At 33.5% G+C, this 24,284-nt stretch carries 18 protein-coding genes; 2 read left to right on the plus strand and 16 right to left on the minus strand.

All coding sequences use genetic code 11. The features are described from left to right. Positions 1-43: 43 nt before the first annotated feature. The 7 genes from NBE98_RS19090 to murG all read right to left on the minus strand — a co-directional run bounded on the left by NBE98_RS19090 (position 44) and on the right by murG (position 9,420). Positions 44-898 carry an aminotransferase class IV gene (locus NBE98_RS19090; RefSeq protein WP_250816602.1) on the minus strand — a complete coding sequence of 285 codons (855 nt, stop codon included), beginning with the start codon at positions 896-898 and terminating at the stop codon, positions 44-46. Positions 899-966: 68 nt separating this feature from the next. After that, positions 967-1,608, minus strand: a complete 642-nt coding sequence (locus tag NBE98_RS19095; RefSeq protein ID WP_250816603.1) for an HAD-IB family hydrolase — start codon at positions 1,606-1,608, stop codon at positions 967-969. A gap of 96 nt (positions 1,609-1,704) precedes the next feature. Further along, positions 1,705-2,058, minus strand: coding sequence for a DUF1292 domain-containing protein (locus NBE98_RS19100; protein WP_250816604.1), 354 nt, complete (start codon positions 2,056-2,058; stop codon positions 1,705-1,707). Between the two features lie 132 nt (positions 2,059-2,190). Beyond that, positions 2,191-5,706, minus strand: coding sequence for a pyruvate:ferredoxin (flavodoxin) oxidoreductase (nifJ, locus tag NBE98_RS19105; RefSeq protein WP_250816605.1), 3,516 nt, complete (start codon positions 5,704-5,706; stop codon positions 2,191-2,193). A gap of 281 nt (positions 5,707-5,987) precedes the next feature. Beyond that, positions 5,988-6,596: a SafA/ExsA family spore coat assembly protein gene (gene safA, locus NBE98_RS19110; protein ID WP_250816606.1), complete on the minus strand. Its 609-nt coding sequence runs from the start codon at positions 6,594-6,596 to the stop codon at positions 5,988-5,990. A 147-nt stretch (positions 6,597-6,743) separates the two neighbouring features. Beyond that, a complete protein-coding gene (locus tag NBE98_RS19115) occupies positions 6,744-8,261 on the minus strand; it encodes an MBL fold metallo-hydrolase RNA specificity domain-containing protein (protein ID WP_250816607.1) in 1,518 nt (505 codons plus the stop codon). Positions 8,262-8,340: 79 nt separating this feature from the next. Then, positions 8,341-9,420 (minus strand): undecaprenyldiphospho-muramoylpentapeptide beta-N-acetylglucosaminyltransferase, encoded by a 1,080-nt coding sequence (gene murG, locus NBE98_RS19120; protein ID WP_284703661.1) that lies wholly within the window; start codon positions 9,418-9,420, stop codon positions 8,341-8,343. A 301-nt stretch (positions 9,421-9,721) separates the two neighbouring features. Here murG and NBE98_RS19125 point away from each other — a divergent pair, with 301 nt between their 5' ends. Together NBE98_RS19125 and NBE98_RS19130 are read left to right on the plus strand one after the other, a co-directional pair. Then, a complete protein-coding gene (locus tag NBE98_RS19125) occupies positions 9,722-9,916 on the plus strand; it encodes an alpha/beta-type small acid-soluble spore protein (RefSeq protein ID WP_250816608.1) in 195 nt (64 codons plus the stop codon). 235 nt (positions 9,917-10,151) lie between these two features. Next, positions 10,152-10,346 (plus strand): alpha/beta-type small acid-soluble spore protein, encoded by a 195-nt coding sequence (locus NBE98_RS19130; RefSeq protein WP_250816609.1) that lies wholly within the window; start codon positions 10,152-10,154, stop codon positions 10,344-10,346. A 44-nt stretch (positions 10,347-10,390) separates the two neighbouring features. Here NBE98_RS19130 and NBE98_RS19135 read toward each other — a convergent pair whose 3' ends face one another. The 9 genes from NBE98_RS19135 to NBE98_RS19175 form a co-directional block, all read right to left on the minus strand. After that, positions 10,391-12,403, minus strand: a complete 2,013-nt coding sequence (locus NBE98_RS19135; protein ID WP_250816610.1) for a sensor histidine kinase — start codon at positions 12,401-12,403, stop codon at positions 10,391-10,393. Between the two features lie 149 nt (positions 12,404-12,552). Then, positions 12,553-12,753, minus strand: coding sequence for a hypothetical protein (locus NBE98_RS19140; RefSeq protein ID WP_250816611.1), 201 nt, complete (start codon positions 12,751-12,753; stop codon positions 12,553-12,555). 63 nt (positions 12,754-12,816) lie between these two features. After that, a complete protein-coding gene (gene recJ, locus NBE98_RS19145) occupies positions 12,817-14,604 on the minus strand; it encodes a single-stranded-DNA-specific exonuclease RecJ (protein WP_250816612.1) in 1,788 nt (595 codons plus the stop codon). 66 nt (positions 14,605-14,670) lie between these two features. Then, positions 14,671-15,351, minus strand: a complete 681-nt coding sequence (locus NBE98_RS19150) for a response regulator transcription factor (RefSeq protein ID WP_250816613.1) — start codon at positions 15,349-15,351, stop codon at positions 14,671-14,673. Positions 15,352-15,380: 29 nt separating this feature from the next. After that, positions 15,381-16,604 (minus strand): M16 family metallopeptidase, encoded by a 1,224-nt coding sequence (locus NBE98_RS19155; RefSeq protein WP_250816614.1) that lies wholly within the window; start codon positions 16,602-16,604, stop codon positions 15,381-15,383. Between the two features lie 92 nt (positions 16,605-16,696). Beyond that, a complete protein-coding gene (locus NBE98_RS19160) occupies positions 16,697-18,541 on the minus strand; it encodes an APC family permease (RefSeq protein ID WP_250816615.1) in 1,845 nt (614 codons plus the stop codon). Positions 18,542-18,820: 279 nt separating this feature from the next. Then, positions 18,821-21,751 (minus strand): DNA topoisomerase IV subunit A, encoded by a 2,931-nt coding sequence (locus NBE98_RS19165; RefSeq protein WP_250816616.1) that lies wholly within the window; start codon positions 21,749-21,751, stop codon positions 18,821-18,823. Positions 21,752-21,765: 14 nt separating this feature from the next. Continuing rightward, positions 21,766-23,721, minus strand: coding sequence for a DNA gyrase/topoisomerase IV subunit B (locus tag NBE98_RS19170; RefSeq protein WP_250816617.1), 1,956 nt, complete (start codon positions 23,719-23,721; stop codon positions 21,766-21,768). A gap of 193 nt (positions 23,722-23,914) precedes the next feature. After that, on the minus strand, positions 23,915-24,241 hold the full coding sequence (locus NBE98_RS19175; protein ID WP_250816618.1) for a hypothetical protein: 327 nt from the start codon (positions 24,239-24,241) through the stop codon (positions 23,915-23,917). Positions 24,242-24,284 lie beyond the last annotated feature (43 nt).

Raw genomic sequence — 24,284 nt, forward strand, 5'->3', positions numbered from 1 at the left:
AGTTATCCCCCCAAACTCAGAAATAACGACATAACCTCTTAATCTAATTTTCGTCTAATTTTATATTTTCTTTATTGTTTCTTATATATTCTTCAATAATTCTATTATAAGCACTCATTATATTTTGCACAACAATATTTGTTGAGGAATAGAAAACATTGTCGTTTACTTTATTTATTGGTAGAACTTTGGGTGAAGTTCCTGTTATAAACAAAGCATCCAACTTATCTATATCCCTATGGTCTACTCTCTCCTCCAGGAATCTAATGTTTTCTCTTCTGCATGCCTCGATTATAAATTCTCTAGTTATACCAGGAAGTACATCTTCAACTGGTGAGGTTACTACAGTATCTTTTTCCACCATAAAAATATTAGATCTGCTCCCTTCTGTTATCTTATTATTTTTATCTATTAATATGGCTTCATAGGCCCCTGTCTTCTTCATCATCTCATCAGTTGTACTTTTAAGGTTTGAATTTATAACCTTTGCATTAGGATTTGATCTTTCCATAAAGCAAGTTATTGTCGGAACACCTTCTTTGTATTGTTCTTTACTTGGATAATGGTGTTTTAAAAAATAGGTAAGAAACGTATTCTCCTCTTTTTTCTCACTATAGTTAAATACAAGCTTAATATTACCCTCATATACATTGTTTATTTTCATTAACTCAAGCATCTTGCCTTTGATTTCTCCAATGTTCATCCAAAGCTCAAGCTTAACAATAGCCGCAGAATTTTTAAGTCTTTCTAAATGCTTTTCTAAAAACAGAGGAACTCCTTCAATTACTCTTACAACCTCATAAAGTGATGTCCCCTCTGTAATCATACTGTCTGAAAAATTCTCCCTGCTTGTTACCTCAGAATTCTTGATAAACAGTTGTCTATAACATTCGCTCATGGTATTTCTGCCTCCATATCTATTATTTATTTAAAATTAAAAGCTCCTTAAATTTAAAGTTGCTTTTATTATTTCCATCTTAAAATTTCAATACTTTCATGTCCTTTTTTGTAATTTATCAAATACGGCTTTCCAACTAATTTAAACAAAGGCAAGTCTGCTAAGGAATCTGAAAACATATAAGAATTCTTAAAGTCTACTTCTATATTATCTTTTTTAAGTTCTTCCATAAGTCTTTTTACCTTTTCCTTGCCTTTGCAGTTCTCCCCATGCATAACACCTTTATAAATCCCGTTCTCGCATATAAATCTAGTTCCTATAACCTTATCTACCTCCTTTATATTGTATAGTTCATTTAAATAAAACTCAGCTGATGCAGATATAAGATATACCTTATACCCTTCTGCCTTAAGCTTTCTCATCATATCTATGGCATCTTTGTATAAAATTTTACTTAACCTTTTTTCATAAAAGTCCTTTACATGATTCTGCATCTCTTTTTCTTTAATTCCATCAACAAAGCTTATAAAAGCTTCCTTAGCTTTTCTTAGTGGAATAATCTTCAAAACATAAAGTGCTGAATATGCAAAGATTTTTGGCAAATGCAATATGTGTTTAGGGTTCTTTTTAATCATAAAGCTATAAAACTCAAGCAAAGTTTCTCTCTTCGTAAGTGTGAAATCTACATCAAAAATTGCTAACTTCTCCATAATCATCTATCTCCTTTCAATATGTAAATATATAAATATAAGAATTTTGTCCAATACTAAAACTAAAGACCGCTAACAACGTAGCGGCCTTAATTATTATTCTTCGTCTTCTAGACTTTGCTCATAGTATTTGGATACTTCCTCGAATTCCTCTTCATCAGGAACTACAAGTTCTCCCTCTTCACCTACTATCTTGAATAGGTAAACTGAACCATCATCAGGATTTTGAACTAATATATAGTCATTTTCCTTGTAAGTAAAACCGTCTATAGCTTCGCAGGAAACTACATTTCCGTTTTCATCTTCTAAATCTACTATCATAGGTCCGTGGTCATGATCATGGTCATGTCCGCAGCCACAACCTTCATGTCCGTGATCGTGGTCATGGTCATTTCCACAGCCACAGCTATTGTCGTCACAACCGCAGTTGTGTAGTTTTTCATCGCTCATTAAAAAATCCTCCTTGAATTACGAGTTATGTTAACATTGTACCCTTAATTTACTAATATTAAAAGTGTTTTTATAAATTTTCTTTTAAAAAAATCAGACTGCGGTATCTCACGCAGTCCAATCTTTTAAAAATTATAGGTTAGCAGCAAGTCTCTTATAGGAATCAAGTCTTTCTTTAGCGTCCTTTTCAGTCTTCTCGAACAATGCCTCTGCATGCTCTGGGAATGCCTTTAATAAGGAAGCATATCTAACTTCACCTAATAAGAACTCTCTGAAGGAAGCAGTTGGCTCCTTGGAGTCAAGTGTAAATGGATTCTTTCCAGCATCTTTTAATGTTGGGTTGAATCTGTACATATGCCAGTATCCAGCATCAACAGCCTTCTTCTCTTCAGCTTGACTCTTACCCATTCCAGACTTAATACCTTGGCTTATACATGGAGCATAAGCTATTATTAAGGATGGTCCGTCATATTTTTCAGCTTCAGATATTGCCTTTATAGTTTGATTCTTGTCAGCACCCATAGCTATTTGTGCTACGTATACATAACCATAGCTCATAGCCATCATACCAAGGTCTTTCTTCTTAGTTCTCTTTCCTGAAGCAGCAAACTTAGCTATTGCAGCAGTTGGAGTTGCCTTTGAAGATTGTCCTCCAGTATTTGAATAAATTTCTGTATCGAATACAAGAACATTTACATCTTCTCCTGAAGCAAGCACGTGATCTAATCCACCGTATCCGATGTCATAAGCCCATCCGTCTCCACCGAAAATCCATTGTGACTTCTTAATTAAGTATTCTCTATTTTCATAAAGGTCAGCAATAGCTGCACTCTTATCTTTCTCAGCTTCAAGAAGTGAAAGCATCTTAAGAGTTGCCTTCTTTGAACCTTCTCCATCTTTAAAGCTGTCAAGCCAAGCTTGAAGTGCACCCTTTAACTCTTCGCTTATCTCTTGAGTTAATGCTTCTGAAGCTACTAAAGCTAATCTTTCTCTTATTTGTCTTACACCTTGGAACATACCAAAGCCAAACTCAGCATTGTCTTCAAATAATGAGTTAGCCCAAGCTGGACCATGTCCATTGTGGTTAGTTGTGTATGGTGTAGCAGGAGCACTTGCACCCCAAATTGATGAACATCCAGTAGCATTGGAAATCATCATTCTGTCACCAAATAATTGAGTAACAAGTCTAGCGTATGGAGTTTCTCCACAACCTGCGCAAGCGCCTGAGAACTCAAGTAATGGCTGCTCAAATTGGCTTCCCTTTACTGTTTCTTTGTTCATTGGGTTTTCTTTATGTGAAAGGCTTACTGCATACTCCCAGTTGTTTTGCTCATTTAATTGAGTTTCAACAGGCATCATTGTAAGAGCTTTTCCTGGAGCTGGGCAGATATCCGCACAGTTTCCGCAGCCAGTACAATCTAGTACGTCTACAGTAATTCTGTAGTTTAAGCCTTCAAAAGTCTTTCCACCTTGAGCTTTCTTTGTAATGAAGCTTTCTGGTGCATTGTTAACTTCTTCTTCATTCGCTAAGAATGGTCTTATAGCAGCATGAGGACATACATATGAACATTGATTACATTGTATGCACTTATCTATATTCCATTCTGGAACATTGATAGCTATTCCTCTCTTTTCATAAGCTGCTGTTCCTTGTGGGAAAGTACCATCTTCTATTCCCATGAATGTACTTACAGGAAGTTTATCTCCTTCTTGTCTGTTCATTGGTTCAAGAACATTCTTTATAAAGTCTGGTACCGCTACAGTAGCAGCTGCTTCTTCATAAGCATCTTTCCAGCTTTCTGGAACTTCAACTTGTACTAAAGCTTCAAGAGCTTTATCGATAGCAGCGAAGTTCATGTTAACAATCTTTTCTCCCTTTAAGCCATAGGAAGCAACAACAGCATCCTTAAGATACTTAACAGCATCCTCTATTGGAATTATGTTAGCAAGCTTAAAGAAGGCAGATTGCATTATCATGTTTATTCTTCCGCCAAGACCGATTTCTTGAGCTATCTTAACAGCATTTAATGTATAGAATTTAATGTCGTTTTCGGCTATGAATCTCTTCATAGTTGCTGGAAGATGTTTTTCAAGTCCTTCAGAATCCCAAATAGAATTTAGTAGGAATACTCCATTTTTCTTAAGTCCTGATAAAACATCATATTTGTTAACATATGATTGATTATGGCAAGCAACAAAGTCTGCCTTGTTTATTAAATATGGAGACTTAATTTGGTTTTTACCAAATCTTAAGTGAGAAATAGTAATTCCGCCAGACTTCTTTGAGTCATAAGCAAAGTATGCTTGTGCATAAAGGTCTGTATGGTCTCCTATAATCTTAACAGCACTCTTGTTAGCTCCTACAGTTCCGTCTGAACCAAGTCCCCAGAACTTGCAAGCCTTTGTTGATGGATCTGCAACATCTATTTCTTCTCCCTCTGGAAGTGAAGTAAAAGTTACATCATCATTTATACCAACAGTAAAGCCGTTCTTAGGCTTGTCTTGCTTTAAGTTGTCAAATACAGCAACTATTTGTCCAGGTGTAGTATCCTTTGAACCTAAGCCGTATCTTCCACCAACTATTAAAGGTCTTATTTCACTGTCATAGAAAGCGTTCTTTACATCAAGATATAGTGGTTCACCAGCTGATCCTGGTTCCTTTGTTCTATCAAGTACAGCTATCTTCTTAACTGTCTTTGGTATGTATTTCATAAAGTGCTCAATAGAGAATGGTCTAAATAAGTGAATATTTAAAAGACCTACTTTTTCTCCTCTAGCATTTAAATAATCTACTGTTTCTTGAATAACTTCACAAACTGATCCCATGGCAACTATTATGTTTTCAGCATCTGCTGCTCCATAGTAGTTGAATAAGTGATAGTCTCTTCCTGTTAGCTTGTTTATCTCAGCCATGTAGTTTTCTACTAATTCAGGTATGGCTTGATAGAATCTATTAGATGCTTCTCTTCCTTGGAAGTAAATGTCTGGATTTTGAGCAGTTCCTCTTGTAACTGGTCTCTCTGGATTTAAGGATCTCTTTCTGAAAGCCTTAATATCTTCTTCATCTACAAGAGCCTTTAATTCATCATATTCTAAAACTTCGATTTTTTGTACTTCGTGTGAAGTTCTAAAACCATCAAAGAAGTTTAAGAAAGGTACTCTTCCCTTCAATGTTGATAAGTGAGCTACTGCAGATAAATCCATAACTTCTTGAACGCTGCTTGCTGCAAGAAGTGCAAATCCAGTTTGTCTAGCTGCCATTACGTCTTGGTGATCTCCGAATATTGAAAGAGCATGAGCAGCTATAGCTCTAGCACTTACGTGGAATACTGCTGGTAATAGTTCTCCAGCTATCTTGTACATATTTGGAAGCATTAAAAGAAGACCTTGTGATGCTGTAAATGTTGTTGTAAAAGCTCCTGCTTGAAGTGATCCGTGTACAGCTCCTGCTGCTCCAGCTTCAGATTGCATTTCAACAACTTTAACTTCTTGTCCAAAAATATTTTTTCTTCCTTGTGAGCTCCATTCGTCAACATGCTCAGCCATTGGTGATGATGGAGTTATAGGGAAAATTGCAGCTACGTCTGTAAAGGCATAGGCTACGTGAGCGGCAGCGGTATTACCGTCCATAGTTTTCATCTTTCTCATTTGGCTACCTTCTTTCTATATAATAAATTTTTATTTATTGATACAGGTACGAATAAACAATGAAACAACAAATAGATTATAAATCAAACAAAGCCAGCAATATAAATTACCTACTTGTCCATTGTTATCATTTGAGTACCAAATAATAGTACAGGCCCAATTACTATTATATACTATAATTTTAATAATTCAACCTTTAGGCATGTTAATTATTTGACAATTATAAAAACTTTTTTGAATAAAAAATTCTCTCTATTTTATCAGAGAGAATTTTTTATATATTATCTAGTCATGAACATTTGTGTCCAATACAATGAACCATCCCTAGCAAGACCAACACCTATTTCTTTAAAATCTGCCTTTAGTATATTGGCTCTGTGTCCTGGAGAATTCATCCAAGCTGTCATAACTTCTTGTGGAGTTCTTTGTCCCATGGCAATATTCTCGCCTGCACTGTAGAAACTAAAACCAAACTTCTTCATCATATCAAATGGAGATCCATAGGTTGGAGAATAGTGGGAAAAGTATCCTTTATTCTTCATATCCTGAGACTTTATTCTTGCAACTCTTGAAAGCTCCCAGTTTGCTTTTAAAGGTGCAAGACCATGTTTGCTTCTTTCAATATTAACTAATCTAATTACCTCATTTTCTAACGCCTTAACATCATCTATGTTAGGAACTGTAAGTCTCTGACCTGGATATATCATATTAGGATTTGTTATTTGGCGATTTGCACTTATGATTTCAGATACACCAATCTGATATCTTACTGCTATCTTCCACATGCTGTCTCCAGACCTAACTGTGTAAGTTATAGGTTGTGCGTGTACAGACGTTTTTGCACAAATTAAAACAAACACACTAAATAAAAATACACCTAATTTCTTCATTGTTTATCACCTCATTATATATTTTGTTAATTCTTTTTTAATTTATTTCAAATTCTAATGGTTACTTAGAGAACAATTTCTAACTCTGGTAAATAAAACAAAAAAAGACCCTACAAGAATACATCCTGCAGAATCTTCCTTAAATTTTTATTGATCCAATATATTTTTAATGTGATCCAAAAGAATAGTTTTATCTATTTCATCCATATCATCAATTGAACTCAAAAGTTTAATTATTTTATCTTTGTAATCTATAGTAACTTTAGTTTTATAATCATTAATTATAAATTTTTCTCCGGTTTTCATCACTCTAGCTTTGTAGCCCTCATCAGCTAAAACTCTCATAAAGCTGTTTCGCGCCTCTTCATCTCCATGCACCAAAAGAATTTCCTTAGGAGGTTTCTTAAAGCCTTTCACCCAATCCAAAAGTCCATCTTTGTCCGCATGGCCAGACAGACCTTGGAGTGCATATATTTCTGCGTTTACTGCAATTTCTTCACCGAATATTTTTACTTTTTTCGATCCGTCTAAAATAGCTCTTCCTAGAGTTCCTTCAGCCTGATATCCTACAAATACGATAGAACACTCTTTTCTCCAAAGATTATGCTTTAAATGATGTTTTATTCTTCCCGCTTCACACATGCCGCTTGCAGATATAACCAAAGCACCGCTTTGAATTTTATTTATTCTTGCAGAATCCTCTGGTGTTTCGCTAAAAACCAAGCCATCAAAATCTAATGGGTTATCTCCTGACTCTATAAGTTTTTTTGCTTCCTCATCGTAAATATCAGTGTATTTTTCAAAAATTCTAGTAGATTGCGAAGCTAAAGGGCTATCCACGTATACTGTTACATTTTTAAGCTTATCATTATTTACATAATGATTAAGCGCATAAAGGACTTCTTGAGTTCTTCCTACTGCAAAGGATGGAATTATTACATTTCCTCCTCTTTTGAAGGTAGTTTTAATTATTTTTATAAGTTCCTCGAATTCATTATCTATATTTTGATGTACTCTGTCACCATAAGTTGTTTCCATAATTACATAATCGGCATTGTCAATTTTAGAAGGATCTTTGATTATAGGAAGATTTTTATTTCCTAAATCACCGCTGTAAACCAGCTTAACTTCTCCTTTATCCTTTTCTTTAATTTTCATTTCAATAATAGAAGCCCCTAACAGATGACCTGCATCTTTAAACCTTACTTTAAATCCTTCAAATAATTCTATCCATTTATTATACTGACAGCTTCTAAATAGGTATATGGCAACACCAGCCAGCTTTGCAGTATATAAAGGTTCTATTGGATCTAAGCCCTGTCTTACTCTCTTCCTATTCTTCCATTCAGTTTCCATCTCCATAATATGCCCACTGTCAGGAAGCATAACACTGCATAGATCCCTAGTAGCATCAGTACAAATTACTTCTCCTTTAAAGCCTCTCTTATATAAAAGCGGTATTCTGCCGCTGTGGTCAATATGAGCATGCGATAGCAATACATAATCTATTTCCTTAGGATTAAAGTCAAATTCTTCATTTCCTCTTTCCTTTTCATCCTTACCTTGATAAAGACCACAGTCTAATAGTATTCTCTTATTATTAACTTTTAAAAGATGACAGGAGCCTGTAACACATCCAGCTGCACCATAGAATTGTATCTTCATAACATCCTCCTTAATAAAGCTTCGGCTTAATGCCTTATAATACATTATATTAAGAGAGTGCTGCCTTTTGAATTAACAACTAACTATTATTTTTCTTTACTTTCTCTATGAGCTTAACTATCGCCTCTACTCCATCACCTAAATTATTTTTTTCCATCCTTTTTATAAAAATTTCTTTGCTATCGTAAAGTTCTTTAATTTTATTTAGAAGACTTGTTTCATTTACTTCCTCTTCTAGTAAAACCATACTGTAGCCACACTTTTCAAAGGATGCAGCATTAAGAATCTGATCTCCTCTGCTTGACTTTGCTGATAAAGGTATTAAAAGATTTGGTTTTTTTAAGGCTAAAAATTCAAATATAGAATTTGCACCAGCTCTTGAAACGATTATATCAGCAGCAGCCATTAAGTGAGGGAGTTCTTCATTTACATACTCAAACTGCTTGTAGCCTTTCTCGCTATTTAAATTATCATCTATGTTTCCTTTTCCACAAATGTGAATTATATTAAAGCTTAGCAAAAGCTTATCTAGATTCTTTCTTATACTTTCATTGATAGCTTTAGAACCTAAACTTCCACCCATAATATAAAGTACTGGCTTAGCCTGATTAAAGCCGCAGATACTTAACCCTTTTATCTGGCTGCCTTCTAAAAGTTCCTTTCTAATTGGAGTGCCTGTTAAAACTGCTTTGTTCTTATTTAGTTTTTTTAATGCTTCGGGGAAAGTTACACATACCTTTGTGCAGTATGGAACAGAAAGCTTATTTGCAAGTCCAGGAGTAATATCTGACTCATGAGCTATTACTGGAACCCTATTAAAATAAGCACCAATAACTACAGGCACAGCTACAAAACCTCCCTTTGAAAAAACAACATTTGGTTTTTGCTTTTTAATAATGTCATAAGCCTGCCAAATTCCTTTTACAACCTTAAAAGGATCAGTAAAATTTTTAACATCAAAATATCTTCTAAGCTTACCGCTTGCTATTGCATGGTATTTTATTTTGTTTTCTTCGATAATCTTTCTTTCAATACCTTCTTCTGTACCAATATATTCTATATCATAGCCTAATTCCTTAAGCCTTGGAATAAGCGCAAGATTGGGAGTAACATGACCTGCTGAACCGCCTCCGGTCATTATTATTTTTTTATTTTCCAATTTAACATCTTCCTTTACAATAAATTCGCTAATATTAATATACTAATAAAATAGCTTTTTTGTATATAACCTGAACAAATTTTTTTTATAATATACCAAAATTAAAATATAAAGTATTTAAATGATTAATTTATCTTCCTTGACTATAGTACACTAATATAATTCTATCGCATTTGGACAACATAATAACACAAACAGAAAAAAGAAGGCTAAAGTCCTAAATGAACTTTAGCGGATAATTAATGAGCGGAGCGAATGGATTTAATCGGTCTGTGTTCCGACTAAAAGGAGGAATAAAAAAATGTCAAGAAGAAACAAAGCATTAGTTCCACAAGCTAGAGCTGGTTTAGATAGATTTAAAATGGAAGCTGCAAGAGAAGTTGGTGTTAACCTAAGTGAAGGTTACAACGGCGATTTAACAGCAAGAGAAAATGGTTCTGTAGTCGGTCAAATGGTTAAAAAAATGGTTGAGGCTTATGAACAAGGACTTAAGTAGTTAGATGAAAGATAATAATATAGCATGACTGACTGGCTCTGGCTGGTCAGTTATTTTTAGTTTATAAAAAAGCATAAGCTTCATATATTCTTTTATTCTTTTATTGTTATATTCTTATGTTTATATATTGCTACTAATAGTTGTATTCTTTTTCCTGCACTTCCTGTAACCTTCTATTATATAAAAAGTCACATTGGATAAGCTATAATCAACAAGGAAAAAGGAGGTGAATGATATGTCAAACAGAAACAATAGAGTATTAGTTCCTCAAGCTAAGGCAGGATTAGACAGATTTAAGATGGAAGCTGCTCAAGAAGTAGGAGTTAATCTTAAAGAAGGTTACAATGGAGACCTTACTTCAAGAGAAAATGGATCAGTAGGCGGCCAAATGGTTAAAAGAATGGTTGAAGCTTACGAAAAGAACCTATAGTACTTATTATAGGGGAAGCACAGGACAATTGACCTGTGCTTTCTTTAATTTATATCTGAAAACTCTATATCAATTTTATAATTTATTGTGGTATCAATAGTCGCAACCTCTCTATAAGGTTCAGATTGCATATTAGTTTTTTTATAAGTAACTATAAATTCACTACCTTTACCTTCGGTGCTAAAAACCGATATATTACCCTCCATGTATTCAACTAATTTTTTAACAAGAGATAGTCCAATACCCGTTCCTTCAGCTCTTCGTGAAAGAGAAGTGTTTACCTGTGCAAATCTGTCAAATATATAGTTAATCTTGCCTTGAGGTATTCCAATGCCTTCGTCCGCAACCCTTAAAGAAAAGCTTTCTTTCTGTATATCCAACACCACCATAATCTGCTTATTTTCTGGTGTAAATTTAATAGAATTTGATAATAGATTTAAAAGCACCTTCTCATACTTATCCCTATCCATGTATACTAGACACTCTTCTTCATTGGTGTCAAATACAAGGTCTATTCCCTTGCTCTTAGCGTATAAATTTACCGACCCTACTATATTTTCGGTTACACTTACCACATCAAAACAGCTATTATTCAATGTCAAAAATCCTGCTTCAGCCTTGGACACATCCAAGATGTTGTTTATCAATTTTAAAAGTCTGCTGCAGTTTTGACTTATTCTATTTAAAGTTTTCTCTACATTAGGAGTAATCTCATCTTTATAAATATCATTTGCAAGCTGCAGAGAGGAATATATAATTGTTAACGGTGTTCTAAGTTCATGAGAAATAACAGTAAAGAATTCATCCTTAAGCCTGGTAACTTTCTCAAGTTCTCTGCTATGATTTAGTTCATCTGTTATATCTAAACCATGAATATGAATTCTATTTACATTTCCTAGAGCATCTTTGTAAGGTGAAAACTTAAATTTATAGTATCTTTCACTTCCATTCCTATCGATAATGGTATAAGGAGAAACAGAAAATTCTTTTCCTTTTTCTCCAACACGCTTCATGATACTAAAAAAATCCTGGCTTAAATGTTCTTCTAAAACCTGATGGGCAGTCCGCCCAATAAACTCCTCTACACCTAAATTACTTTCCCTAAGATGCTTTGACATATCCTTATGTTTTTTATTTATAAGCTTATATGTAAGCTCCGGGTAATCTACAACAGCAATAGGTACATCAAGATTATTCACCACATCCTTGATAAATCTAGCTCTTTCTTCTGCTATAAGTTCATGAATTTTAGCTTCAGTTACATCCTTTAAAGTTACAATTGTATAGACTAGTTCCTTCTTTATGTTAAATATTGGATTCGAATTAATCTCTAGGTATTTTTCTGCATTAGTGTTTTTTTCGATCATCTTTACTACATAGTTTTTTATTGGTATATGGTTTTTATATACATATTCATATATATCAATTATTTCCTTGTTATTATCTACACTCACTATATTGTATTTTTTAAATAATGCGGAAGTATTTAAAAGTTCACCTATATTTAGTTCAGTAATACTATAAGCTGCTCTATTGCAAAGATTAAACTTGCCTTTATTATCGATTACAATAATGCCTTCCGAAATATTGTTTATAACATCCTTAAGGTGCATAAGATGCTCTTTTTCTCTGTTTCTTAAAATTTCAATTATATCGCATTTTGTTTTAAGCTCAGTAGATATATTTAAAAACTTTTCTCTTTCTTCAACAAGATTTGTTTGATTATACTCAAATTTTTTTCTATTTTGAAGAACTTCATCGGTAGTTTCAAAGATATAAAGCTCTACACAGCTTGTCTTCCCCAAAATAATAATAGTAAAATATCGATTTTTAACAAGCTCAATCTCGCTTAGCTTTTTTTCCTGTCCCTTTTTAAAACATTCTAAAATAGTTGATATATACTGATTCAGGACAGAGAATTTATCTATATAGCTATTTATGAACTCATCATTTAAATCGAGCATTGTTTTGACTCTATAATTTAAGTATTCTATGGTAAGGGGATTTCCCTTTAAAACTATTACCCCAAACGGAATACGTTCATATTCCTGCTGCATTCTAGAACCTCCACATAAAATTAAAATACCTTAAAAATTGTATTTCTCTACGTTAATTATATTCTATATAAATTTGTAATTATCTACAAGCGAATTTTAAACAAAATAAGAGGCTGAGTTTGAAAAACAGCCTCAAGTAAAATATATAGTTATTCTTTTGCTAAATTTGAAAGACCTGAAGAAATGCCGTCGCATTCTTCTAAGCAATTCTCTATACTTCTTATCTGACTTTCTATTCTTTCTCTCATAGTTCCATTTTCTGCGTTATTTGATGCTTTTCCTAAGCAATTTTGAACATCCTTTAAGCTTGTAATAGCGTGCTCAACATGCTTTCTAGCCTCTTCATTCATACTGATCCCTCCATTTCTATGCTTTAGTTCAGTATTATTATGTGCAGAAACTTATGTAAAATACTAAGGTTTGGATAATCTAAATGTTGAAATTCTAAGCTGAAGATAATCAATGCCATTATAATGATTTATATAAGGGTAAAATATAATATCTATCTTTATTTTATCCTTCGAATAATTATAATCACTTAACAGATTAATGTATTCTTCGCCATATCGTTCTCTTAAAAGTTCTTTAAATTCCTCTACTCCATCATAATATACAGCATCAATTCTTCTTCCTGTGCCCTCCATGATGAGATTAAATTTAAGAACATTTGCTTCTTTGCCAAAAATATAAAATTTATCGATCAAAACATCTTTTTCAGCAAAGACTGGTGTTTCATTTCCTTTTCCAAATGGTTCTAGGATCTCAAGCTGTTGGATCAAACTTAAGGAAATTATGTTTAAGGGTATTCTTCTATCAATTCTTATCTTTGGCAGTAAATCTTCGCTGTTTAAGCTGCAATTATCATTAAGCTGTCTTCTCAAAAGAGCTATATTGTCTTTTTTTATAGAAAGCCCTGCAGCCATCGGATGTCCTCCAAACTTTTCAATGAGATTCTTGCACTTTAAAAGTTCTTCAAATAGATTATACTCTTCGATAGATCTCCCAGAACCTTTAGGCATTTCTTTACCGCCAGTTATAACTATAGTAGGTACATTGAAGCGCTCCTTGATTTTTCCGGCTACAATCCCAGCTATACTTTCATGAACATCTTCCTTAAATACAACTAAAACCTTGTCATTTTTTAGATCCGAGTTTTCAATAAGTTGGATTATTTCTTCAACATTTTTAGTAGTCATAAACTGCCTTTTCTTATTTAAATCACTTAGTAATAATGCCAATTCCATTGCTCTTTCTTTATCCTCACAGAGCAAAAGCTCCACTGAAAGTGCAGCAGTTTCAAGTCTTCCCGTAGCATTGATGCATGGTCCAATCTGAAAACCTATTGTTCCAGCACTAATTTTTTTTCCCTTAATACCGAGTACATCCATTAAAGCATCTAGTCCAATATTTTTTGTACTTGTTAACTTAAATAAAGCATTTTTTGCAATAATTCTATTTTCTCCTATTAAATCTACTACATCGCATATTGTACCTATTCCAGCAAACTCTATTAGTTCATCTAGATAATTCAAATCCGCTCCAACCTTTTTAAACAAAGCAGTTGAAAACTTATAAGCTATGCCCGCTCCGCATAAAAGTTTAAATGGGTAGCTGCAATCTTGTTGCTTTGGATTTATAACCGCATCTGCATTTGGTATTACATAGCTTCTAATTCCCTTATTATCTTCAACAAAAGGTACCTCATGATGATCAGTTATAACCACAGTAAGTCCCAAATCTTTTGCAACTTGAGTTTGTTCTATTGCTGAGATACCATTATCGCAAGTTAATATTACTTCAGCTCCTTCTGCCTTAAGCATCCTGATTCTTTCACTGTTGATTCCATAACCCTCGTGCTCTCTATCTGGTATGTAATATTTTACATTAGCTCTACAATATTTTAAAGCCTTGTACAATACGACTGTACTTGTTACGCCATCAACATCATAATCTCCATAAATAACAATATTCTTATTATTAATAATTGCCTCTTTAATAATTTCAGTGCCCCTGTCCATATCCTTCATCAGCAAAGGATTGTACAAATCCTTTATGGATGCTTTTACGAATTTATCAATTTCTGAAGCTTCTTTTATTCCTCTGTTGGCTAGTATAGTAACGATTGTATCGCTAAGTCCTGTAGTTTTAGAAAGTTCTAAAACAGGCGCACTAGTCTTTCTTATAAGCCACTTTTTCTTCAACCTGCCACCTCATCTCCACAAACATTAACTTTCTCAGTTTAATTTCCTGGGAAATATTGTTACTCATTAATCTGTTCCAAACTTATATCCAATTCCAAACACAGTAATTATATACTTAGGCTGTTTTCTATCTTCCTTGAGCTTCTTCCTTAAATTTTTAACATGTACATCTATAGTTCTATCAAAACCCTCAAAGTCATAGCCCATAGTTTTCTCTATTAGCTGTTCTCTTGTGAATACCTTCCCTCTATTGGATGCTAGTACATGAAGTATATCAAATTCATTAGGAGTTAAAGAAATATCTTCACCTTCAAGCTTTACTTCTCTCTTATCACTGTCAATAATAAGCCTACCTTCATCAAAAATAAGTTCCGGAACTTCAGCTGTATTTATCCTTCTAAAAAGAGCATTAACTCTTGCAGTCAACTCCCTAGGACTAAAGGGCTTTACTAAATATTCATCTGCTCCAATATTAAGACCCTCTATCTTGTCCTCTAAAGCACCTTTTGCCGTAAGCATAAATATATGAACCTGTGATTTTTCTCTAATAGCTCTACATACTTCTTCTCCAGAAATGCCAGGCAGCATTAAATCAAGAATAACAAGCTTAAAGTCTATTGTATTAAACAATTCTAAACCTTTAAGTCCATTATTACTTAAATAAACCCTATATCCTTCCTTCTCTAAATAAGCTTTAATTACTTCCGATACATTAACCTCATCTTCTATAACCAAAATGTTATTCATATTTACCCCTTTCCTGTTACCTATGCATCTTATAAATCAGGTGTTATTATTTGAATTGACGGATTGGTGAGTACTTTATTTACAGTACTTAATATTTGTTCCTCAGTTATTTTATCCAAATTCTCTATTTCATTGTAAAAAACATTTGCATCTCCAAACATTAGCTCATAGGTAGCTAACTCCTTACAAAGAACTATAGCTCTTTCAAGCTTCAGTTCTCTCTTTAGTTTTATTATTCTTGACATATTTGAAATTCTATTTGCATTGAAATAGTTTTTCTCCTTTTTTACTCTACTTATTATATTGTCTATCAGCACAGTTGCCTTATCAATATTTTCGTAGGAAGTCCCAAGGTTTATTGAAAATAGTTTTATACCTTTTTCATATTTTACTGTACTGCTTATGTCATAAACAAGACCTCTCTTAGTTCTTACTTCATCATACAGTAAGCTGCTGGTGCCTTCTCCAAAACTTAAATTAAATAACGTTAAAACTTTAAGTTCCTCTCTATTTAAATCATGTATAGGATAAATATATTGAAGTTTTGCTCCATTGATACCTTTCCTATATGTTTTAAAAGTTTCACTAATATTCTCTTCATACAAATTCAAATTTTTTTTTGTATACTTTTTGTTCCAACTTCCAAAATTATTACCAACCAATTCTAGAACTTCTTCCAATCTCAATGATGAAACAACAGATATTACACAGTTTTCCGGAGAATAAAACTCATTATAAAACTGTGTAATTTCCTCTAAGGTTATAGCTTTTACACTTTCCTCGGTACCTATAATTAAATCTTTAATTCTTCTTTTCTTAAAGGAATTATGCAAAAGTTCGTCTTCACAATACTGTATTATGTCGTCTTTCCATTCTTTTAATTCCTCGCTAATAACAGATATTTCTTCCTTAAAGCCTTCAAATGGAAAACTTGGATTTAAAATTATATCAGAGTAAAGCTCAACCCCCTTATAAAAATCCTCACTTAGGGTTGTTCCATAATAAATACAGTACGGGTAATTAGTCATAGCATTGTTAAACCCGAATAATTCATCGCTAAGCTTATTAATTTCAAATTCGTTTCTAGTTTTTGTCCCCTTAAAAAGCATGTGTTCCACAGCGTGGGCTGTTCCTGCCTTATAACCATTTTCCATCAATGCTCCTGCTTCAAAGCCAATACAGAAGGAAGTTAAATTTCCAGGCCTGTATTCATATATTAGTTTTAATTTATTATTAAAAATATGTTTAATCATAGCAATATCCTTTCAACACCTTTTCTAACACAATAATAATAAAAAACTCCTAGATTGTCCATCTAGGAGTTTATATTATCAGTAAACAAAAGTTATTCTTCTATTATATATGGTACTGTAACTACGGCAATATTTCTTCGCTTATAAAGCATATTCTTTATGAATAGAGCAGTCTGATTGTGAAGAACATTATGCCACCACCTGGTTATTACAAATTGAGTTAGAACAACCGTAATTGTCTCTCCAGGTTTTGTTTCATATTCCTCTGACTCAATATATGTTATAAGCGGATCATAAATATCTCGATAATGAGAATGTTTTATGACAAGAGGAATACCAGCATCATATTCTTTCCATCGTCTTTTAAGTTTCTCAGTTTCTTCATTATCAATAGACACGTGGAAAGCCGTTATATTCCCTGATATACTTCTAGCATAATTTAAGGATTTAACAAAAGACTTATTTAAACTGTCAACCAAAATTATTACCTTACATTTGTCCTCTAAATCAACCGCTAACTTTGGCCTTAATTCTTCAGTAAGCTTAAGCTGCTCGGCTACTCTATTATAGTGTTCCTTAATTTTAAGCATTACTGTAACTAATACAGGTATCATTATACATACAACCCATGCACCATGGACAAACTTTGTGGCTCCAATGATGATTACTGTGATAAAAGTTACTAGCGCTCCCAAACCATTAATAACTGCTTTATGTCTCCAACCAGGAGTCTTTTCTTTTATCCATTTTGCAAACATTCCTGATTGAGACAAGGTAAAGGATATAAATACACCTACAGCGTATAATGGCATTAAGGCATGAGTTTTTCCTCCAAACAATACAATTAAAGCACTTGCTGCAATACATAAAAGTATTATTCCATTCGAGAAGCTTAATCTCTTTCCTCTTTTGGAAAACTGTCTAGGAGCGTAACCATCTCTAGAAATAAATGAAAGCAGCAGTGGAAAATCTGCAAAAGCTGTATTCGCTGCCATGATTAATATTAAAGCTGTAGTAATTTGTAAAGCATAAAACATAAAACCACTACCAAAAACCTGAGTTCCTATTTGTGCAAGAACTGTTATTTGTTCACTTGGGACAGCATGGTACAAGGTTGATAAATAGGATAACCCTCCAAATATGAACAACACTATTCCAGCAAGCAAGCCTAAAACTATCTTTGCATTCTTTTGCGCTGGTGCTTTAAAATTAGGAATTCCATCACTTACAGCTTCCACTCCGGTTAGTGCAGTACATCCAGATGCAAAGGCTCTTATAAATAAGAACATTGTTATGTTTCCTAAAGTCTGTTGGTTTTCAATAATAACCTGCCGGCTTGGAGTATATCCAAGAAAATAATACTTTATAATTCCAGTTATAATCATTATTCCAACAACTAATATAAACAAATAAGTTGGTACACCGAATATTTTTGAGGAATCCTTAAGTCCTCTTAAATTACCTATAGTTAAAATTAAAATTATAAATATGGTTATGATTACCTTATGTTCAAGAAGTGCTGGTATAGCCGAAGTTATCGCAGCAGTTCCTGCACTGGTACTCACAGCTACAGTTAGTATATAATCTATAGACAGAGCTGCCGCAGCTGTTAAAGATGGTATTGTACCTAAATTATCCTTAGAAACTATATATGAACCTCCGCCTTGAGGATAATTATCTATAGTTTGTCTGTAAGAGAAAATCAAGAGAAACAGCAAAAAAACTATACAGAGTGCAGCGTAAAACATATACTTATACGATGCCAGACCTAGTACAGGAATTAGTACCCATAGTATTTCTTCACCAGCATAGGCTACTGACGAAATAGCATCACTTGACAGTACAGGCAATCCCCATAGTACACTGAACTTTTCATGACTTAATTGTTCTGAACTTAACGTTTCACCAATTAATAGTCTTCTTAATTTTGAGAACATAATTTACACTCCTGATAAAAATTTTCACTGCGCGCAATATTTCTCAATTATATATCACGGCTTGTCTTGGGACAAAGTTTGTTTTTAATCCTTTTAGCCTAAATAACGCTTCTAAAGTCTAATTATTAATAAAAAGTTTACATTTAGTTTGTTTTATGTTAAAAATCTCGCTTTATGTACCCTCTTCGATTACGTTTTTACAACTAATAAAGAAATTGCTCCTTTCTTTTAAAAAGGAGCAATTGTTAACGTTTCATATTGTAATTTTTAAAAAACTATTTAATTTATTTTACCTTCTTTTATAATTTCATCAAAAACAAGTATAGTAAGATTAGTACCTTTACCAGCTCTATTTTGTTGTTTAATTTGTCCAAGCTTAACAGAAAGCTTATTTTTCTTGCTTGTTACAAGAACTAGTTCCTTTTCCTCAGAAGAAGCTAGAGCTATCTCATCTAATCCAGGAGTTGCATTTACATCACCAGGTGTTACTAAAGCAGCAAAAACAGCTTCATCTTCTTCTTTAAGACTTATACCTATTACACCTGAAGCTACTTTTCCCATAGCTGGAATATCACTTGATTTAAAGCGGATGCATAGTGCTTTTCTAGTGACAATAATTATGTCCTTGTTATCTTCCTGCAAAGTATAATCTACCGCAATAAGCTCATCCTCTTCAGTTTTTAACTTATAAGCCTGTGTATTCAAATAATCACCGCTAAACTCTTCAAGCTTTGTCTTTTTAACTAGACCTTTCTTAGAAATAAACAATACTTCAACAGAATTAGTAAAATCTTTAACTCCTAGTACATTCAACACCTTAATATTTGAGTCATTATTAAGAAGACCAATTAAATTAAGCCCTTCTTCCTTTAGGCTGCTAAATATATTTGCGGAAATATTTATTACACTTCCGTTATCTAAGAATATTAAAAGCTTTTCGTTAGTATTTGTAAATACTCCTTTTTCTTTCTTAGTTATATTTCTTCTGCTAGCAACTTGTCTTACAATACCATCTTCATTAATTGCCAGGAAAAATTCCTTATATTCATATGAAGATACAAATTCAGCATCAATAATTTCTTCTTTTGTTGGAAGCTGAACTAAGGATGTTGAAGCTATATTTCTGTCAGCAGACTCAATATTTGGCTCCAATACTGTAAAGTAAAGCCCTTGTTTGGTGGTAAGCTTTATAAATTTTTCTTCTCTTTCTTTCTCAACAAAGTTGACCTTGATTAGAGTCTCATCTTCCTTCACTCTCAAAGCAACAAGCTTTGTATATGCAGAAATAAATTTATCAACGGAAGTCTTCTTCATGTTTCCTTTGCTGGTTATAAAGATAAAATCCTTAGGAATTGATAAATCTTCAACAGAATAAACTGAAATTATTTTTTCTAAGCTCAAATCTAGTCCTCTTATTATAGCATCCAGTCTTTCACCTTTTTCCTTCCACCTAAACTCCGGAATAGCCGTTCCCTTAAGCTGATACATATTTCCCTTATCAGTGAAAAATAAGACAGTATGCTTTGTGTTGGATTCAAACAAGAATTTGTTGAAATCTCCTTCTCTAAAATCTATATCTTCAACATTGCTGTTGGACCTATTATAGGATTTTAAGGGAACCCTTTTTATATATCCTTCATTAGAAAGAGTCACTACAGTATCTTCAACTATTATAAGCTCTTCGATATCAATCTTTGCCTCTTCATCATTTTCAATAACCTCAGTCCGTCTAGCATCGCCATACTTTTCTTTAACCTCAGTAAGCTCAGCTCTTATAACCTTTAAAAGTTCCTTTTCGCTTTCAAGAATTTTTCTTAATCTCTTTATTTCCTTTTCAAGCTCCCTATGCTCCTTTTCAAAGGCCTTTATCTCAAGCCCTGTAAGTCTATAAAGCATAAGTTCTACTATGGCTTGAGCTTGGACTTCAGTAAATCCAAAAGTGTTCATCAAATTGAGTTCCGAGTCCTTCTTAGACTTTGAAGCCCTGATAACAGCTATAATTTCATCTAAAATATCAATAGCCTTAATAAAGCCTTCAACAATATGAAATCTCTTTTCGGCAATTTGAAGTTCTCTTTGAGTTCTTCTTGTTACTACCTCTCTTTGGTGGTTCACATAATGCATAAGCATTGTTTTAAGCCCCATAGTTGCAGGCTTTCCATTTGCAAGCGCAACCATGTTAAAGCTTACATTAGACTGCAAATCTGTCTTTTTGTATAGATATTTAAGAAGCTTTTCTGCGCCTTCCATATCTACTACTTTTTTTAGTTCAATAACAGCTCTTATACCATTTCTGTCAGATTCGTCTCTTATATCTGTTATTGCTTCTAAGGCTTTAGCATGCCTTTTATCGTCTGTCATTTCTGATATAGTCTGTAAAAGCTTTGCTTTAGACTTTCTATAAGGGAATTCTGTGATTACTATTCCTAGTCTTCCATTTTCCAGCTTTTCTATATAAGCCTTAGCTCTTAAAGTAACCTTTCCTTCTCCAGTTTCATAGGCAGAAAGCAAGGAATTTTTCCCTATGATTATTCCGCCTGTAGGTAGATCCGGACCCTTTATATATTGAAGCAGATCATTTGTTGTTATATTATTATTGTCAATATAAGCTAAAGCTCCATCTATGACTTCGTTTAAATTATGAGGAGGTATGTTTGTAGCTAGTCCAACAGCTATGCCAAAAGCACCATTAACCAAAAGGTTTGGATATCTACTCGGAAGCACCTTTGGTTCAAGTTCAGTACCTGAGTAGTTTTCCATCATATCAACTACATCTTTATCCATATCCCTGATCATTTCCATAGCTAACTTAGTTAACCTTGCCTCGGTATAACGCATTGCAGCAGCACTGTCTCCATCTTGACTTCCCCAGTTTCCATGTCCGTCTATAAGAGGTTTTCTTGTAGAGAAGTCCTGAGCAAGTATGACCATGGCTTCATAGACCGAAGAGTCCCCATGGGGGTGAAATTTACCTAGTATATCTCCAACAATTCTCGCTGACTTATAATAAGGCTTATCTGGAAAAGCCTTAAGCATATATGCTCCATATATAATTCTTCTGTGTACAGGCTTTAAGCCATCTCTTGCATCTGGAAGGGCTCTGTCTTTTGCAACCTCTACAGCATAAGGAAGATAATTCTCAGGCATAGCCTCTTCTATCGGAACCTTGACTATATTACCGTCCTTTGGGATATCTATCTTTTTAGCCATCCTTTAATCCTCCTTTAAAATTCAGCATACTTGTACATATAATTTTTCCTAGGCTCAACTACATCACCCATTAACAGTGACACCATCTTCTCAGCCTTTGCAGCATCTTCTATAGTAACCTGCTGAAGAGTTCTGGTTTCGGGATTTAAGGTTGTATCCCAAAGCTGGTCTGCATTCATTTCTCCAAGCCCCTTATACCTTTGTATAAGAGCACCTTTTCCTATTTGCTTTTTCACTGCTTCAAGCTCGTCATCACTATAAGCATACTTAGCAACTTCACCTTTTTTTTCAGTCTTGTATACCTTATATAGTGGAGGTGAAGCCAAATATAAATGACCTTTTTCTATAAGTGGTCTCATGTATCTGTATAAATAAGTCATCCACAGAGTTCTAATATGGTACCCGTCCACGTCTGCATCACTCATTATTATTATTTTGTCGTACTTTAATTCTTCTTCCCTATAGTTATCCAAGATTCCAGTACCAACAGCCGTGTTGAATATTTTAAGTTCTTCGCTGCTTAGAACATTCTCAAGCTTTTGCTTTTCTGTATTCATAATTTTACCTTTAGAAGGCATTATAGTCTGAAACCGTCTGTCTCTAGCCTGTTTCGCACTTCCGCCAGCTGAATCTCCCTCAACTACTATAAATTCACAAAGGGATTGATCTCTTAAAGTACATACTGCTATTTTACCAGCAAGAGGTGCTGTTCCTCTCCCTACTTTTTTCTTTTCAGCCTCATTTATCTTCTTGATTTTTTCTCTTCTTGCAGCAGCTTCCAGGGCATTATTTATAAACATCGCCGCCGTGTCTTTATTATCTTCAATCCACTCTGAAAATTTTGTATAGGCTAAGTCATTCATCATAGTATAAGCTTCATTGTTTCCAAGCTTATTTTTTGTCTGCCCTTCAAAAATTGGATTGCTTATTTTAACTCTGATAATAGCAGTTAAACCTTCTCTTAGATCATCACCTTCAAATTCCTTATCCTTTTCTTTGAGAAGATTAAGCTTTTTAGCCCATTCCTTAAAAGCTCTCGTCATGCCTGTCTTAAATCCGCTTTCATGAGTTCCAGCATCACGGGTAGGTATGTTATTAACATAGCTTAAAATATATTCACTTGTTGAATCGGTAAACTGCATGCACACTTCCCCATAAAGGTTGAGTCCATTTATTTCTCTTTCACCCTCAAATATTATTGGAATTTCGTGAATAACTGTTTTACTCTCATTTATATATTTTATAAAATCCAGTAATCCATTTTCTGAATGATATTCTTTAATTAATTGTTCTTCGCCTCTATCATCTATTAAAACAAGAGTTATACCTTTATTTTGAAAAGCAAGCTCTTGAAGTCTTTCATCTATAATTTCAAACTTAAACTCGATAGTAGAAAAGACATCTTTTTCTGCCTTAAAAGTTACCCTGGTACCTGTTTCTTTAGTTTTTCCTATCACCTCAAGTTGCGTTACTGCTGTTCCAGGCATATTCCTTTTTAATTGCTTATCATAAGCATACTCAAATCTCTGTCTGTGTACTTGTCCATTCTGATAAACCTCAACTTCGAGCCACTCAGATAAAGCATTTACAACTGCTGCACCAACTCCGTGAAGTCCTCCAGAAGTCTTATAATTCTTATTATCGAACTTTCCACCTGTGTGAAGTTCAGTAAAAACCATTTCCACTCCTGATTTCTTTTTAACAGGATGTATTCCAGTTGGAATCCCTCTTCCATTATCTATAACCGTTGCGCTCTTATCTTTATTTAATTTAATCGTTACTTTATCTCCATAGCCATTTGATATCTCATCAATAGCGTTGTCTAAAATCTCCCAAAGACAATGATGAAGTCCCTTGGATCCAGTAGAGCCTATATACATTCCCGGTCTCACTCGCACGGGTTCAAGCTTCTCTAAGGAAGTTAAGTCTGTGACATCATAGGAACCTTTAACCTTACTATTATCTTCCATGCTATTTTCTCCTTTAAAACTGTATGTACAAGAAAATAATCATATACCATCCCATATTATTTCCCTGTTATAAATTTAATATGATTTTACGAAAATGTAAAGCAAAACCTAAAGAACATGTGTTCTATTGTATAGTATTATATAATATAAAGCAATAGGCAATCAATGCTTTAGCACTGATTGCCCTTATAAGTTAAGGTGTTTTTAATTCTTTTGAATACATATCATACATTTGCTGTGCATCCTGTATATTTATCTTACCATCCAGAAATTTTCTATATAGAAAATAAAAATCTGTATTTAAATCTGAATTCATGGTTTTTGTTTCATTCATCTTTTCCTTTATTAGATCCGCTAGAACAGTCCTATTGTTTTTAGTGTCCTGGTCAATATATTCTATTATTTTATGTATTTTTTCTTTAATAAAGTAATCTGCACAATATACTTCAATTTCATTTAAATCCATACGAATTTTTTCTATAAGTCTTATATATACACTTTCTAAATCTTCTTTCTCCATAGCTACACCTACTTCTACTTTTATAATATATGGAATTTATACA

It is taken from the genome of Clostridium swellfunianum, assembly GCF_023656515.1.
Lineage (GTDB): Bacteria > Bacillota > Clostridia > Clostridiales > Clostridiaceae > Clostridium_AT > Clostridium_AT swellfunianum.